The sequence below is a fragment of the Micromonospora coxensis genome, from assembly GCF_900090295.1.
GTDB classification, from domain to species: Bacteria; Actinomycetota; Actinomycetes; order Mycobacteriales; family Micromonosporaceae; genus Micromonospora; species Micromonospora coxensis.
Map to the genome: position 1 here is coordinate 1807560 of NZ_LT607753.1, position 15469 is coordinate 1823028.

Here is a 15469-nt window from a genome sequence, read left to right on the forward strand (position 1 = left end):
CCCGGAAGGGGCGTGTCCTCACCGGAACGGCGAGATCGGCGCAGCGGCGCGGGTGGAATCAGCGCAGGTAGCTGAGGATGGCGGGCAGGGGGTCGAGGTCGACGGTGGTGTCGACGACCAGGCGGGGGCCGATGATCGGTTGGTACCCGGCGCGGCGGGTCAGGGTCTGCTCCCAGGTGGGGGTGAAGGGGTCGGGCTCGGCGGGGAGCCGGGCCTCGACGCGGCGGCGGTGCTCCGCCTCGTCCCCGCAGTGCACCTCGATCATCCGCAGCGGCACCCCGGTCCGCTCGGCCAGGTCGTGCCAGAGCCCCCGGGCGCTCGCCACCGGGTTGACCGCGTCCACCACCACGCTCAGGCCGAGGCCGAGCTGCACCTCGGCCAGCCCGGCCACCGCGGCGTACGCGGCCATGCCCGGCACGTCACCGACCAGGCCGTACCGGGCCAGCGCCCGCTCGACCGGGTCCACCGGCAGCACCGGGGCGCCCAGCGCCGCGCCGACCCGCCCGGCGAGGGTGCTCTTCCCCACGCCCGGCAGGCCGGCGAACGCGACCAGCACCCGACCGTCGGTGGCGGGCGCGGTGCTCACGGCAGCAGGTGCGGCCGCACGTCCTCGGCGGCGTCGTCGCCGTACGACTCGGCCAGACGCTTGACGAACAGGTCGCGGCGCACCTCGTACTCCTGGGTGCCGACGGTCTCCAGCACCAGGGTGGCCAGCAGCGAGCCGACCTGGGCGGCGCGCTCCAGCCCCAGGCCCCAGGACAGGGCGGTGAAGAAGCCGGCCCGGAAGCCGTCGCCGACGCCGGTCGGGTCGACGGCCTGGATCTCCCGGGCGATCGGCACGTGGATGGTGTCGAAGTCCCGGCCGGCGATCTCCGCGCCGTCCTTGCCCAGCGTGGTGACCCGGACCTTGACCCGGTCCAGCAGCTGGGCGTCGGAGAGGCCGGCCTTGCTCTGCAGCAGCGACTTCTCGTAGTCGTTGGTCATCAGGTACTCGGCGCCGTCGATCAGGCCGAGCACGTCCTCGCCCTCCATCCGGGCGAGCTGCTGGGACGGGTCGGCGACGAAGGCGTAGCCGCGCTCCCGGCACTCGGCGGAGTGGCGGATCATCGCCTCGGGGTCGTTCGCGCCGACCAGCACCAGGTCGAGGCCGCCGACCCGCTGCGCCACCGGGGACAGCTCGATGTTGCGGGCCTCGCTCATCGCCCCGGCGTAGAAGCTGGCGATCTGGCACATGTCGGTGTCGGTGGTGCAGACGAAGCGGGCGGTGTGCGCCACCTCGCTGACGTGCACGGAGTCACAGTCCACGCCGTGCCGCTCCAGCCAGGAGCGGTAGTCGGCGAAGTCGGCGCCGACCGCGCCGAGCAGGATCGGGCGCAGCCCGAGCTGCGCCATGCCGAAGGCGATGTTGGCCGCGACCCCGCCGCGGCGCAGCACCAGGTCGTCCACGAGGAACGACAGCGACACCTTGTGCAGCTGGTCGGCGATGAACTGGTCGGCGAAGCGACCGGGGAAGCTCATCAGGTGGTCGGTCGCGATCGAGCCGGTCACGGCGATCTTCATGTCAACCCTCGGGGTCGGGAGCACGGCGCCGGTCAGCCTACCGGTCCGCGCCGGCGGGTGGTCGAGGGTCGGTCGACGACATGCCACCCGCGGCTCGCGTGCCGGCCACCCGGTCGTCACCGCCGGTACGCCCACCCGGGCCGGGCGCGGGTTCGCCGGGGTGATCCCCCGGCCGAGCACCCGCCGAACGGCAGCGGGGCCGCCCCGGAGGGCGGCCCCGCTGCACGGCGACGGTGTCGCGACTCAGCTGAACGAGTCGCCGCAGGCGCAGGAGTTGCCCGCGTTCGGGTTGTCGATGGTGAAGCCCTGGGCGTCGATGCGGTCGGCGAAGTCGATGGTCGCCCCGGCCAGGTAGGGGGCGCTCATCCGGTCGACGACGACCTCGACACCGTCGAAGTCGGAGACGACGTCACCGTCGAGCGAACGCTCGTCGAAGAAGAGCTGGTACCGCAGGCCGGAGCAGCCACCGGGCTGCACCGCGACACGGAGCCGCAGGTCGTCGCGGCCCTCCTGCTCGATCAGGGCCTTGACCTTCTGCGCCGCGACGTCGGTGAGGACGACGGAAGTAGGGGCCTGGGCCTCGGTCGACTCGGTCTGCGCTGGCGTGGTCACGTGGAAATCTCCCTGCGCGGTATGGGTCCGGACGCACTGGCCAACGTCGCACGTCGTCCAGTGATTCCCGGTGTGGTCCGGATCCGATGGTACGCCGCTGCCGCCGAGGTCACCTCCGGTGGCGTGACCTGCGCCCGAGGTGGGCGGCCGGCAGGGCGTCTCAGCGGCTCCACTGCCGGGCCAGCCGGGCGCCCAGCGCCCGCAGTCCCTCCGCCGGTCGGCCCATCGCCGCCTCCACCCCGCCGTGCTCCTCCCCGCCGAAGTGCTCCACCAGGCTGTACGCGTCGGTGACGCCGGCGGCGGCGGCCTCCCGCCTCCCGGTGCTCACCCGTCCCGCCAGCACCACGCAGGGCACCCCCCGGTCCCGGGCGGCCCCGGCCACCCCGGCGACCACCTTGCCGCGCAGCGACTGGTGGTCGAACGAGCCTTCCCCGGTGATCACCAGGTCGGCGGCGTCGAGGGCGGCGTCCAGCCCGATCGCCCGGGTGACCAGGTCGATGCCGGACTCGCAGCGCCCGCCCAGGGCGAGGATCGCCGCGCCGAGCCCACCGGCCGCCCCGCCGCCGGGCAGCGCGCCCAGCCCGGGCGGGCAGCCCGGCAGGTCCTTCTCCAGCACGGCGGCCCAGCGCTCCAGGGCGGCGTCGAGCAGCAGCACGTCCTCGCGGGTGGCGCCCTTCTGCGGGCCGTACACGTTGCTGGCGCCGTGCAGCCCGAGCAGCGGGTTGTCCACGTCGGTGGCGGCGACCAGGGTCGCCCCGCGCAGCCGGGGCGCGCCGTCGAGCGCGGCGATCCCGACCAGCGCCGCCCCGCCGTACGGCAGGGCCCGGCCGGCCTCGTCCAGCGCAGTGGCGCCGAGCGCGGTGATCATGCCGGCCCCGCCGTCGTTGGTGCCGGAGCCGCCGAGGCCGACGACCACGGTGCGGGCGCCCTGCTCGACGGCGGCGGTGACCAGCGTCCCCAGCCCGTACGAGGTGGTGGCCTTCGGGTCGCGTTCGGTGGGGGCGAGCAGGTGCAGCCCGCACGCCTGGGCGCTCTCCAGGTAGGCGGTGCCGTCGTCGGTGAGCAGGATCTCACCGGCGGTGGGCCGGCCGAGCGGGTCGACGGTCGGCACCGGGATCCGCCGGCCGCCGAGCGCGTCGGCGAGCACCGCGACGAACCCCGGCCCGCCGTCGGCGAGCGGTCGGATCAGCAGGTCGTCGTCGGCGGCGACGGCGCGCCACCCCTCGGCGACGGCGGTGGCGACCTCCTGGGCCGCCAGGGTACCGGCGAACTTGTCCGGACAGAGCAGCACGCGCATGCCTGGCAGTGTGGCAGCCCACACCGGCGGAGGCTGCGCGGCCGCCACGCTGTGGGACCATGGGAGGCGTGACTTCGACCTGGGTTGAGCCCTCCAACACCGCCACTGCGCTGCTGCTCCTCGGCCGCGGCAGCGACCCCGCCACCGAGCGTGGCGTGGAGTGTCCGGGTGACCTGCCGGCGCCGAGCGACCCCGACCTGGTGGCCCGGGCGGCGGCGGCGAAGGCCGCGCTGGGCACCAAGGTCTTCGTGCTGGGGCACCACTACCAGCGCGACGAGGTGATCCAGTTCGCCGACGTCACCGGCGACTCGTTCAAGCTGGCCCGCGAGGCGGCCGCCCGGCCGGACGCGGAGTACATCGTCTTCTGCGGCGTGCACTTCATGGCCGAGAGCGCCGACATCCTCACCTCGGACGCGCAGAAGGTGATCCTGCCCGACCTGGCCGCCGGCTGCTCGATGGCCGACATGGCGGTGCTGTCGCAGGTCGAGACCGCCTGGGACGTGCTGACCGAACTGGGCGTCGCGGCCGACACCGTCCCGGTGACCTACATGAACTCCTCGGCGGACATCAAGGGCTTCGTCGGGCGCAACGGTGGCGTGGTCTGCACCTCGTCGAACGCGAAGCGGGCCCTGGACTGGGCGTACCAGCAGGGCTCGAAGGTGCTCTTCCTGCCCGACCAGCACCTCGGCCGCAACACGGCCGTGCTGGAGATGGGCCTGTCGCTGGACGACTGCGTGCTGTACGACCCGCACAAGCCGAACGGCGGACTCACCGCCGAGCAGCTGCGCGACGCGAAGATGATCCTGTGGCGCGGGCACTGCTCGGTGCACGGCCGCTTCACCCTGGACAGCGTCGACGAGGTCCGCGAGCGGGTGCCCGGGGTCAACGTGCTGGTGCACCCGGAGTGCCGGCACGAGGTGGTCACCGCCGCCGACCACGTCGGCTCGACGGAGTACATCATCAAGACCATCGAGGCGGCTCCGGCCGGCTCGGCGTGGGCGGTGGGCACCGAGCTGAACCTGGTGCGCCGGCTGGCGCTGGCCCACCCGGACAAGCAGATCATGTTCCTGGACAAGGCGGTCTGCTACTGCTCGACGATGAACCGGATCGACCTGCCGCACCTGGTGTGGGCGCTGGAGGAGCTGGCCGCCGGTCGAGTGGTCAACCAGATCACCGTGGACCCGGACACCGCGCACCACGCGCGGGTGGCGCTGGACCAGATGCTCGCGCTGCCCGGTGCCGACACCCCGCCGCCGACGGCGGCTTGATCACGGACGGTCACATCACTGGTACGGATACGCACCGGACACCCCGGTTCGTGCCGTGCTCGGTGATGTGACCGATTCCATTTTCGTCACCGAGGGCTATGCTGCCGGGGCGACGACACATTCGCGGGCCGTTTTGCGCCCATCCCGATGCGGGTAGCTGACAGCCGAACCGGCTCGGTAGACCCGATCCTCGACACACAGGCACCACCCGACGCGCTGGAGGTTGCGTTGACCGACGACGTCCTGGTCGTACACGGAGGTACTCCGCTCGAAGGGCGGATCCGCGTGCGCGGCGCGAAGAACCTCGTCTCCAAGGCGATGGTCGCCGCTCTGCTGGGCGACTCCCCCAGCCGGTTGTTCGACGTGCCGCGCATCCGTGACGTCGAGGTCGTCCGGGGTCTGCTGGGCCTGCACGGGGTGAAGGTGACCGACGGCGCGGAAGAGGGCGAACTCGTCTTCGACCCGGCGAACGTCGAGAGCGCCAGCACCGACCAGATCAACGTGCACGCCGGCTCCAGCCGGATCCCGATCCTGTTCTGCGGCCCGCTGCTGCACCGGCTCGGGCACGCGTTCATCCCGGACCTGGGCGGCTGCCACATCGGGCCGCGCCCGATCGACTTCCACCTGCAGGCGCTGCGGGAGTTCGGCGCGACGGTGGAGAAGACCCCGGAGGGGCTGCACCTGTCGGCGCCGAACGGGCTGCACGGCACCAAGTTCTCCCTGCCGTACCCGAGCGTGGGCGCGACCGAGCAGGTGCTGCTCACCGCGGTGATGGCCGAGGGCGTCACCGAACTGCGCAACGCGGCCGTCGAGCCGGAGATCATCGACCTGATCTGCATCCTGCAGAAGATGGGCGCGATCATCAAGGTGCACACCGACCGGGTGATCGAGATCCAGGGCGTGAAGCGGCTCAGCGGCTACACGCACCGGCCGATCCCGGACCGGATCGAGGCGGCGAGCTGGGCGGCGGCGGCGCTGGCCACCCGCGGTCACGTCGAGGTGCTCGGCGCGCAGCAGGTCGACATGATGACCTTCCTGAACATCTTCCGCTCGGTCGGCGGCGCGTACGAGGTCACCGACTCCCGTCCCCCGAAGCTGGGCGACGCGGGCCAGGAGGGCGGCATCCGGTTCTGGCACCCGGGCGGCGAGCTGAACGCGGTGGCGCTGGAGACCGACGTGCACCCGGGCTTCATGACCGACTGGCAGCAGCCGCTGGTCGTCGCGCTGACCCAGGCCCGGGGCCTGTCGATCGTCCACGAGACGGTCTACGAGCAGCGGCTGGGCTACACCGAGGCGCTCAACAGCATGGGCGCCAACATCCAGGTCTACCGGGACTGCCTCGGCGGCACCCCGTGCCGCTTCGGCCGGCGCAACTTCAAGCACTCCGCGGTGATCGCCGGCCCGAGCAAGCTGCACGCGGCCGACCTGGTCATCCCGGACCTGCGCGCCGGGTTCAGCCACCTGATCGCCGCGCTCGCCGCCGAGGGCACCTCCCGGGTGTACGGCGTCGACCTGATCAACCGGGGCTACGAGGACTTCGAGGCGAAGCTGGCCAGCCTGGGCGCGCACGTCGAGCGTCCGTAACGCGAGTCACGTCGAGAACCGCCCGGTGCACCGTGATGTGCACCGGGCGGCGACGTTTGGCTACCCTTCACCTCGTGCCGTCGCTGTTTCGTCGCAAGCCCGCCGACTCCGACTCCTCCGCCACCACCCCGGTGGTGACCGAGGAGCCGCCCGCCGCGCGTCCCCGGGGCTACACGCCCAGCAAGAAGGAGCTCGGGGTGCAGACCCCGAAGCGTCCCGGCGCCGGCCGCCGCCCCGCCGGTCCGGCGAAGCCGCTGACCAAGGAGGAGGCCCGGGAGCAGCGCCGCAAGGCCCGCGCCGAGGCCGCCGCCGAGTTCCGCCGCGAGGGCGGCCCGCGCGACCGGGGCCCCGAGCGGCTGCTGGCCCGCAACGTGGTCGACTCCCGGCGTACGGTCGGCACCTGGTTCTTCGGTGGCGCGCTGATCGTGCTGATCGGATCCAGCCAGGCGATGCCACCGGAGATCCGGCTGGCGTCGAACGTGATCTGGGGGGCGCTCGCGCTCGGCGTGGTGATCGACTCGATCCTGATCTCCCGGAAGATCAAGAAGCTGGTCCGCGAGCGGTTCCCGAACAGCGGTGAGCGGATGGGCTCGCTCTACCTCTACGCGATCATGCGGTCGATCACCTTCCGCCGGATGCGCGCCCCCGCGCCCCGGGTGGAGATCGGCGACAAGATCTGACGCGACCGGCCGTCCGACGGCCCTCGCCCGGCCGAGCCCGGGTGGGGGCCGTCGTCGTCCCGCCCGGGCGGACCGGTCAGGGCTGCGGGACCGGGGCCCGGTAGAGCCGGGCCACCACCTCCTCGATGTCCGGCTCCACGATCGCGATGTCGCGCAGCGTGGCCAGGCTGGCCAGCCCGGCGACCACCTGCGCCACGCCCGCCGACTCCAGCGCGTACACCAGGCGCCGCCCGTCGGACTCCACCCGGTGCAGCGGCGCGCCGGGCAGCACCGGGGGCGCGGCCAGCGGGGCGTCCAGCTCGGCCACGACCAGCCGCCGGGAGCCGTAGCGGCCGTGCAGGTCGGCGATCGTGCCGTCGTGCACCACCCGGCCGTGGTCGATCACCACCAGCCGGCGGCAGAGCCGCTCGATGTCGGCCAGGTCGTGGGTGGTGAGCACCAGCGTGGTGTCGCCGGCCCGGCCCAGCTCGGCGAGGAAGTCCCGGACCGCCTGCTTGCTCACCACGTCCAGGCCGATCGTCGGCTCGTCGAGGAAGAGCACCTGCGGGCCGTGCAGCAGGGCGGCGGTCAGCTCGCCGCGCATCCGCTGCCCGAGGGAGAGCTGCCGGACCGGGGTGTCCAGGAACCCGTCGAGGTCGAGCAGACCCCGGCAACGGCGCAGCCGGGCCGCGTGGTCACCGGCCGGCACCCGGTAGACGTGCCGGAGCAGGTCGAAGGACTCCCGCAACGGCAGGTCCCACCAGAGCTGCGACCGCTGGCCGAACACCACCCCGACACGCAGCGCCAGCCGGGTGCGCTCGGCCACCGGGCGCAGCCCGCAGACCCGGACCTGCCCGGCCGACGGGGTCAGCACCCCGGTGAGCATCTTCAGGGTGGTGGACTTGCCGGCGCCGTTCGGACCGATGTAGCCGAGCATCTCGCCCCGGTGGACCCGCAGGTCCACCCCGTCGACCGCGCTGACCGTGCGCTTCTCCCGGCGCAGCCGGCCGACCTTGACCCGTACCGTGAACTCCTTGCGCAGCCCCTGCGCGTCGATGACCAGGCTCATGACCCCGTACTCCGGTAGTGGCGGACGCCGACGCGCCAGGCCGCGGTCGCGCCGGCGAGCGCGAGCAGCGCGACGCCCGGCGCGGCCCAGCCGGCCCAGGCCGGCAGGCCGAGCGGGTCGGCGCGGCCGAGCAGCGCGAGCGCCGGCTGGTAGCTGACGAAGGCGAACCCCAGCCCGTACGCGAAGGCCGCGCGGAACCAGCCCTCGAAGACCGTGACCGGGTACGAGGTGAAGTCGCGCCCGCCGTAGGTGACCGAGTTGGCCAGCTCCCCCGACTCCACCCAGAAGAACGAGACGGTGGCGGTGGCCACGAAGACCGAGCCGAAGAAGACGACCGCGGCCAGCGGAGCGACGACGGCCAGCGCCACCCGGCCGGGGGTCCAGTCGATCCCGGCGGTGGCCAACGCCGTGATCCACACCGCCAGCCCGAAGATCGCCCGGGAGACCTTGCGCAGCGGCAGGTCCATCAGCAGCAGTTGGGGCAGCGCGCCGAGCGGGCGCAGCAGCACGGCGTCGAGCAGCCCGGTGCGCACGTACCGGGGCAGCCGCTCGACGTTGCCGACCAGCAGGTCGGCGGTGGCGAACGCGACGGCGGTCAGCCCGACCATCACCAGCGTCTCGCGCAGGGTGAACCCGCCCAGTTCCCGGGTCACCCCGTAGAGCACCAGGACGGTCAGCACGTCGAAGACGGTGGCCCCGACGTTGCCCAGCAGGTCGACCACGAAGGAGGTCCGGTACGCCGTCTGCGACCGCGCCTGCGCCCCGAGCAGCGCCCGGTACGCCGCCAGCGTCCCGCCGGAGGGCGCCGCCACCCCGTACGCCACCGGCGTCCCCCTGGCCGGCTCAGCCACCCTGGACCACCAGCCGCCGCTCGGCCCGGCGCTGCACCCACCGGCAGCCGGCCAGCAGGACCACCACCCAGCCGGCCTGGAGCGCGACCAGCCCGAACTGGGTGGGCGTCGGGTCCCGTTCGACCAGCACGTCGAGCGGGGTCTGCAACAGGCTCGGGAACGGCGTGCCGAACCAGAGGGCCCACTGGACGCCCTCGGGCAGGAACCGCAGCGGGAAGTAGAGCCCGGCCAGCACCCCGGAGCCGAGCGTCCAGAGGATCATCGGACCACGTACGTCCTGCAACCAGTACGCGGTGGCGTTGACCAGGAACCGGCAGCCGAAGCAGAGCACCACGGCGAGCACCGCCGAGACGACGAAGAGCGGCAGGGTGGCCGGGCGGGTGGGCAGGTACACGTCGAAGAAGAGGGGACCGACCAGCATCGGGGGCAGCATCCGGGCCAGCGCGGCGTACCCGGCGCGGCCCAGGTCGGTGGCGAGGTAGCTGGTCACCGGGTGCACCGGGCGGAGCAGGTCGGTGGCGACGTCGCCGGTGCGGATCCGGTCGGCCAGGTCGGTCCAGCCCCAGAGCAGGATCACCGCGAGCAGCCCCTGGCCGGCCCAGACGAACGTCGCCAGCTGCGCCCGGTCGTACCCGGCGGCGGCACCGGCGGTGCCGGCCACGGCGAGCAGGACGTAACACTTGAGGAAGCCGAAGACCGAGTTGGTGACCACGCCCGCCACGGCGGCCTGCCGGTAGGTGGCGTATCGTCGGAAGCCGGATCGTGATATGGCCCAAAATGTCCGGAACCGTGGGATAACGTTTGAGTCCGTGGGCGGTGCCACAGTGGCGGTGACCGAGCCCACGCCGTTACCCTCCATCCGCAGCCATGCCGTGCCGGGCCGGGCGACTCTACCGGCAGGTGAGGGCCCCGGCACGACAATTTCCAACGAGGTGACACCGCCGTGAGCGAGCGACGCGAGCCGGGCATCGGGCCGCGCCGCACGCGCGACGTCGAGGGCCCTCGATGAGCAGCGGCTACCGCTGGCACGACCCGGCCGAGCCCTCCTGGGTGATGGAACCGACCACCGAGTGGCATCCCCAGTTCCCCGGTCAGCGCTACCCCGGCGACATCGGCTCCCGGCACGTCCCGCCGCCCGCGCGTGGACGCGCCGCCGCCGTCGGCCGCGCCGAGGTGCCCCCGCTCGCCCCGACCCGCCCCGACGGCACGTACCTCGGGCGCTCCTGGGCCGACCACGACGAGGACCTGTCCCGCTGGAGCGGCCACCGGGTCGACGACGAGCGGCCCGAGGACGAGCCGTACCGGCCGCCGGCCGACGAGCGGATCTGGGTGCGCGAACGCCGCCAGGCCGAGCCGGAGCGGTCCGCCGGCCGCCCCGAGCAGCAGCGCCCCGGCCCCACCGAGCGCTCCCGCGAGGCCGCCTGGCACCGCGACCGCGGCACGCCCGACCGCGGCAACCCCGACCGCGGCAACCCCGACCGCGGCGCCCCCGACCGGTACGAGGGCCGGCCGCAGCGCCCCGCGGCGGGCGTCACCCCGGTCTCCCCCGGCCCTCGGCCCGAGCCGGTGCGCGGCGGTGAGCCCGGCTGGCTGCCCGAGCCGGGCGAGGCGCTGCCGCCGTACCGTCCCGGCGGCGGACCCGACCGGCGGCGCGACCCGCGCGAGCCGGGCCCCGGCGACCACCGGGGCCGCACCGACCAGGACGTCCCCGGCCGCTACCGGGAGCACGACGAGCGCCGCCGCCGTGAGTACGACGACCGCCCGCCGGCCCCGCGCGGGTACGACGACCGCCGCCCGCACGGGTACGACGACGGCCACCGGCTGCCGCCCCGCCCGGATGAGCGCCGGCAGCGCGACTACGACGACCAGCGGCGCAGCGACCCGCACCAGCCGGACGCGTACCGCCGCCCGGACGAGCGGCCGTACGGCGACGAACGCCGACGCGCCGAGGAGCGCGGCCCCTGGCGCGAGTCGTCCGGCCGGGCCGAGGCGTACCCGGACCGGCGTCCACGGGAGGCCGTGCCGCCCGCCGAGGCGTACCGCGAGCCGTGGACCCGCGACCGTGACGCCGGGCACCGGCCCGGCCCGGCCCGCCCCGAGTACGCGCGCCAGCCGGAGCACCGTCCGGACCAGCGCCGCCCGGTGGAGCCGGGACCCGACACCCGGCCGGCCCGGCACGACGAGCGGCCCGCCGCACGCGGCCCGGTCCCCGGCGCCGCCGCCCCGGTACCGCCGGCCCGCCCCGGCCCCGGCCACGGCCCGAGCACGCCGGGCCGTCCGGTCTCCGGCGCGCCGGTCTCGTCCGCACCGATCTCCCCCGCGCCGACCTCCGGCGCTCCGGTCCCGGGTGCTCCGGTGTCCGGTCCGCCCGTCCCGGGGGCCCCCGTGGCGGGTTCGGGCCGGCCGGCGCCGTCCGGCGTCGACGCCGGACGGCCGCCCTTCGTCGACCGGGGTGTCGGGCACCCCACCGACGGGCCGGGCACCGCGCGTGCGACCTCCGGCGCGCCGGCCCGACCGGTCACCTGGTCCACCGCCGAGGGACCCGGCCTCCCCCGGCCCACCTCGGGCGCGTCCGGCCGCCCCGGACCCGACCGACCCGTCACGTGGTCCACCGCCGACGGTCCCGGCGTCCCGCGCCCCACCTCGGGCGCGCCCGCCGACCGGCGCCCAATGGACGGGCCCCCCGACCGGTCGGCCGTCCCCCGGCCCACGTCCGGCGCGCCCGTCGACCGGCGCACGGACGACCGGCCCGCCGACGGTCCGGGCACCACCCGACCGACCTCGGGCCCGCCCGACGGCCGGCGCGTGGCGGACCGGCCCGCCGACCACCCGGGCGTTCCCCGGCCCACCTCGGGCGCGCCCGTGCGGCCCGTCACCTGGTCCACCGCCGACGGTCCCGGCGTCCCCCGGCCGACCTCCGGCGCGCCCGCCCACCCCGACCAGGCCCGGCCCCGTACCGACCTGCCCGTCACCTGGTCCACCGCCGACGGTCCGGGAGTCGGCCGGCCGACCTCCGGCGCGCCCGCCCACCCCGACCAGGCCCGGACCACATCCGACCGGTCCGTCACCCGGCCGTCGCACGAGCCGCCGGTCGCCCCGCCGCACGCCGCCCGGCCCCCGGCGGAGCGGTCCGTCGACCGGCCCCCGACCGACCGCGACCGGCCGACGTCCGGCGCGCCCGTGGACAACTCCACCGCCGCCCGCCCGGTCTCCGGCGGCCCCGGCGGCGAGCCGGGCCCACGCCCCCCGGCCCGGACGGCCGACGGTCCCGCGCTGGAGATCACCCCGGAACGCCCCCGCCGGTACGTCCCACCGCCGCCCACTCCCGACCCCGTGGCGCCCCCGGCCCGCACCCCGGCGCGCAACAGCGCGGAGGCGTGGTTCCGCCCGGCCAAGCCGGTACCGCCCCCGGCCGAGGACGCACCGGCGACCAAGGTCCCCGCCGACCAGGGCGGATCCTCCGGCACCCCGGCGGCCCGCCCGGCCCGCACCGACGACGCGGCGGACGACCGGACCACGCCAGCCCCGACCACGCGGCCCTCCGCGCCGGACCCGTCGCCGGCCGACTCCTCGTCGCCGCTTCCCGGCCGGACGTCGGATCCCGAGCGGCCCGTCTCCGCTCCGCCCGGCCCCACCACCCCGGCCCGGCCGGTGTCGGCGCCGCCCTCGGTCCCCGCGCCCGCCGGACACGACGACGCGGACGGCGAACCGTCGCCCGCGACCGGCCCGACACCGCCGGACGGCGCGGTTGCCCGCGACCCGGCGGACGCCGTCCCGGTGGCCGTCTGGCCCGCCACGACTCCGCCGGTCGTCCCGGTGGCGGACCCGCAGGAGAACCGGATGGCGCCGCCGGTCAGCGCCCGGCCGGTGTCCGCGCCACCCGCTCCGGTGCCGTCGCCTGGGGTGACACCACGCCCGGTCGCACCGGCCGGCACCGTCGAGGAGCCGGTACCGGTGCCGGCCACCCCGGCGCCGCCGGTGGTCGGGCGACCCGTCTCCGGGCCTCCGCTGGCCGCCCGGCCGGTGTCCGCACCGCCGGGCGCCGACCTGCCGGTCCGGCCGGTCGCCACGCCACCGGTGTCCGCACCGCCCGTGCAGGTGTCGGCGCCTCCCGCTCAGGTGTCCACGCCTCCCCTCCCGGTGTCCGGACCGCCGGCTCCGGTGTCCGCACCGCCCGCGCAGGTACCCGCGCCCCCCGCGCAGGTGTCCGCGCCGCCGGCCGCGCCCCCCGCGCAGGTGTCCGCGCCGCCGGCCTCGCCGTCCGCGCTCCCGGGGCAGGGAAGCGGGCCGGTGCCGACGCCACCTCTGCCGGCAGACGCGGCGTCCACACCGCCGGCGCCGGTGTCCGGACCGCCCGCCCCGGTGTCCACGCCGGCCACCCCGGTGTCCGCGCCTCCCCTTCCGGTGTCCGGACCGCCGGCTCCGGTGTCCGCACCTCCTGCCCAGGAATTCGCGTGGCCGGTCCCGGTGTCCGCGCCACCCGTCCCGGTCTCCGGACCAGCAGCGCAGGTGTCCGCGCCCCCGGCCCAGGCGGCCCCGGTGTCCGGGCCGCCGGCAGCGGCGTCGCCTCCGTCCGCGCAGGTGTCCGCGCCACCGGCCCAGGTCTCCGCGCCACCGGCCGTCGGCACGCCGTCGGATCCGGCGGTTCGGGTGCCCGGGGCAGCCGTCGACGAGGTCGCCCCGACGGCGGACGAGGCGTCCCACCCCGGCTCCGCGCCGGCCTCTCCTGAGTGGTCGGAGGCGTCGGCCGCGACCCTCGACGTCACCGAGCCGGCCGACCGGCACCACCCGGGGCGGACCACGACCGCCGCCCCGGCCACCGACGCCCCGACCGACCGGCACGACCCGGAGCCCACCGCCACCACTGCGTCGACCCCCGCCGACGCGGAGCCGACCGGCCAGCACCAGGGGTCGATGACCGCCGGAGATCCTCGCCCGGAGCCGGCCGAGGACACCACCGCACAGCCGATCCCGTCGGGGCCCGACGACAGGACGCACCCGGCGGACTCGCCGGCCGCCCCGGCGTCCGTCCCGCCCGGACAGCCGGCGGGCGAGCCGACGGTGCGCGACACCCGGCCGGCGGACGAGCCCGCCCCGGCCAACGAGCCGACGGACCAGCCCCCGGCCGCCACGGCACCGGCAGCGAGCGCGCCGGACCGCGCGCCGTCGACACCGGAGCCCGTCCCGCCGGCCGGCACCACGGGCGCCGCCGCCGTCGCGCAGGGCGACCCGGAGCAGGTGCTGGCCGCGTACCGGTGGCGGCTCGACCAGGACACCCTGTGCGAGGTCGTCGACGACCCGGACGAACTGCGGGCGCTCCGGCGGCGGCTGACCGAGAAGCTCGGGGTGTCCCTGGACAACCGGGCCCGCGCCCGGCTGCTGAGCCTGCGTGCCGTGGTCTCCCGCGTCGTGGACGACCTGGACGACGCCCTCGCCGACGGTCGGCTCGCCCTCACGTACGCCGAGGCGACCGGGGAGCTGCGGCGCACCGCGCTGGCCCGGGCCCGGCTGGCGGAGGTGCTGCGCCGCAAGGGCGAGCACGCCGAGGCCGACCGGCTCTTCGCGGAGGCCAACTCGGCGGAGCTGCCGGACCGGCTGCGGGCTGCCCTGCACGAGCACGCGGGCCGGTCCTGCTACGACCAGGGCCGGCTGATGGAGGCGTGCGAGCACTTCGAGCGGGCGCTGGACCTGCGCCGCGCCGACGACCCGGAGCTGACCGAGCGGATCAGGATCTCGCTGGACGCCGTGCACGCGCGGGCGGCGGCCAGGGGCGGCTTCGGGCCGTACCCCCGGACCCGGGAGGAGGTGCTGCGCGGACGCCGCTCCCCGGCGCCGACGTTCGACGGCGGCCTGGGTCTGTGGGGGTACGCGGACGCCGACGGCGAGCTGGTGATCGGCTACACCTTCGCCGAGGCGCAGCCCTTCGCCGAGGGCATGGCCTGGGTGCGCCGCCCGGACGCCCCGGGCTGGGAGCTGCTCGACGAGACCGGCGCGACCCTGCTCGCCCCGGCGTACCCGATCGTTCGCGCCTTCTCCGACGGCCTGGCCTGGGTGTCGCGTGGCGGTGACGCGGACTGGACGGCGATCGAGCCGGACGGCACCGAGGTGACGCACGGCGGCTTCGAGGAGGTGCGGCCGTTCCGGGGCGGCGTGGCCGCGGTCCGCCGGGGCGGCTGGGGCGCGGTGAACCGCGACGGCCGGATGGTCGTCCCGCCCCGCTACCACGGTTTCCGCACCATGCTGGCCGACGGCCGGCAGGTGGACGGGTTCACCGACGAGGGGCTGGCGGTGGTGGAGGTGGGCGGCCTGCGCGGGGTGGTGGACCGCGCCGGGAAGGTGCTGGTGGCGCCGGCGCATCCGGCGCTGGTGATCCACCCGGTGGCGTTCCTGGCCACCGACGGCACCGGCCGGTGGGGCGCGCTGGACCGGCAGGGCAGGTCGCTGATCGACCCGGTGCACCCGGGCCGGGACGCCGTGCTGGCCGAGATCGACCTGCTGCTGGCCGACGCCCACCCGGTGCTCTGAGCCACCTCGCCCCCGCGCCGACGGGTGGTCATGATCCGACCGGA

Annotated in this window: 11 protein-coding genes; 4 read left to right on the forward strand and 7 right to left on the reverse strand. The window is 75.9% G+C overall.

The window, feature by feature from the left end:
- Nucleotides 1-58: 58 nt before the first annotated feature.
- From GA0070614_RS07955 to GA0070614_RS07970, 4 genes are all read right to left on the reverse strand, one after another.
- Nucleotides 59-586 (reverse strand): AAA family ATPase, encoded by a 528-nt coding sequence (locus GA0070614_RS07955; RefSeq protein WP_088975345.1) that lies wholly within the window; start codon nt 584-586, stop codon nt 59-61.
- Nucleotides 583-1560, reverse strand: coding sequence for a carbohydrate kinase family protein (locus GA0070614_RS07960; protein WP_088975346.1), 978 nt, complete (start codon nt 1558-1560; stop codon nt 583-585). Before GA0070614_RS07960 ends, GA0070614_RS07955 begins: the two co-directional genes overlap by 4 nt.
- Before the next feature lie 243 nt (nt 1561-1803).
- The gene (erpA, locus tag GA0070614_RS07965) at nt 1804-2172 is read right to left on the reverse strand and encodes an iron-sulfur cluster insertion protein ErpA (RefSeq protein WP_088975347.1); all 369 of its coding nucleotides are present in this window, start codon (nt 2170-2172) and stop codon (nt 1804-1806) included.
- Nucleotides 2173-2332: 160 nt separating this feature from the next.
- Nucleotides 2333-3469, reverse strand: a complete 1137-nt coding sequence (locus GA0070614_RS07970; RefSeq protein ID WP_088975348.1) for a glycerate kinase family protein — start codon at nt 3467-3469, stop codon at nt 2333-2335.
- Nucleotides 3470-3537: 68 nt separating this feature from the next.
- Here GA0070614_RS07970 and nadA point away from each other — a divergent pair, with 68 nt between their 5' ends.
- From nadA to GA0070614_RS07985, 3 genes are all read left to right on the forward strand, one after another.
- Entirely contained in the window at nt 3538-4737 is a 1200-nt protein-coding gene (gene nadA, locus GA0070614_RS07975) for a quinolinate synthase NadA (protein ID WP_088975349.1), read from the forward strand.
- Between the two features lie 228 nt (nt 4738-4965).
- Entirely contained in the window at nt 4966-6321 is a 1356-nt protein-coding gene (murA, locus tag GA0070614_RS07980) for a UDP-N-acetylglucosamine 1-carboxyvinyltransferase (protein ID WP_088975350.1), read from the forward strand.
- 35 nt (nt 6322-6356) lie between these two features.
- Nucleotides 6357-7001: a DUF3043 domain-containing protein gene (locus tag GA0070614_RS07985; RefSeq protein ID WP_088975351.1), complete on the forward strand. Its 645-nt coding sequence runs from the start codon at nt 6357-6359 to the stop codon at nt 6999-7001.
- A gap of 76 nt (nt 7002-7077) precedes the next feature.
- On the opposite strand, the gene GA0070614_RS07990 is transcribed toward GA0070614_RS07985, so the two are convergent.
- Genes GA0070614_RS07990 through GA0070614_RS08000 form a run of 3 tightly spaced genes read right to left on the reverse strand, consistent with a single transcriptional unit; the run spans nt 7078 to nt 9621 of the window.
- Nucleotides 7078-8049, reverse strand: coding sequence for an ABC transporter ATP-binding protein (locus GA0070614_RS07990; RefSeq protein WP_088975352.1), 972 nt, complete (start codon nt 8047-8049; stop codon nt 7078-7080).
- Nucleotides 8046-8900, reverse strand: coding sequence for an ABC transporter permease (locus GA0070614_RS07995; protein ID WP_408630739.1), 855 nt, complete (start codon nt 8898-8900; stop codon nt 8046-8048). The genes GA0070614_RS07990 and GA0070614_RS07995 overlap by 4 nt, the downstream gene beginning before the upstream one ends.
- Nucleotides 8893-9621 (reverse strand): ABC transporter permease, encoded by a 729-nt coding sequence (locus GA0070614_RS08000; RefSeq protein ID WP_408630740.1) that lies wholly within the window; start codon nt 9619-9621, stop codon nt 8893-8895. The genes GA0070614_RS07995 and GA0070614_RS08000 overlap by 8 nt, the downstream gene beginning before the upstream one ends.
- Before the next feature lie 284 nt (nt 9622-9905).
- Here GA0070614_RS08000 and GA0070614_RS31050 point away from each other — a divergent pair, with 284 nt between their 5' ends.
- Nucleotides 9906-15425, forward strand: a complete 5520-nt coding sequence (locus tag GA0070614_RS31050) for a WG repeat-containing protein (protein ID WP_231933579.1) — start codon at nt 9906-9908, stop codon at nt 15423-15425.
- The last annotated feature ends 44 nt before the right edge of the window (nt 15426-15469 follow it).

What these genes read in the sequence shown, in the direction of transcription:
- GA0070614_RS07990 (WP_088975352.1), bottom strand. Translation starts at nt 8,049, where the DNA reads ATGAGCCTGGTCATCGACGCGCAGGGGCTGCGCAAGGAGTTCACGGTA.
- GA0070614_RS07970 (WP_088975348.1), bottom strand. Translation starts at nt 3,469, where the DNA reads ATGCGCGTGCTGCTCTGTCCGGACAAGTTCGCCGGTACCCTGGCGGCC.
- GA0070614_RS07985 (WP_088975351.1), top strand. Translation starts at nt 6,357, where the DNA reads ATGTGCACCGGGCGGCGACGTTTGGCTACCCTTCACCTCGTGCCGTCG.
- GA0070614_RS07960 (WP_088975346.1), bottom strand. Translation starts at nt 1,560, where the DNA reads ATGAAGATCGCCGTGACCGGCTCGATCGCGACCGACCACCTGATGAGC.
- GA0070614_RS31050 (WP_231933579.1), top strand. Translation starts at nt 9,906, where the DNA reads ATGAGCAGCGGCTACCGCTGGCACGACCCGGCCGAGCCCTCCTGGGTG.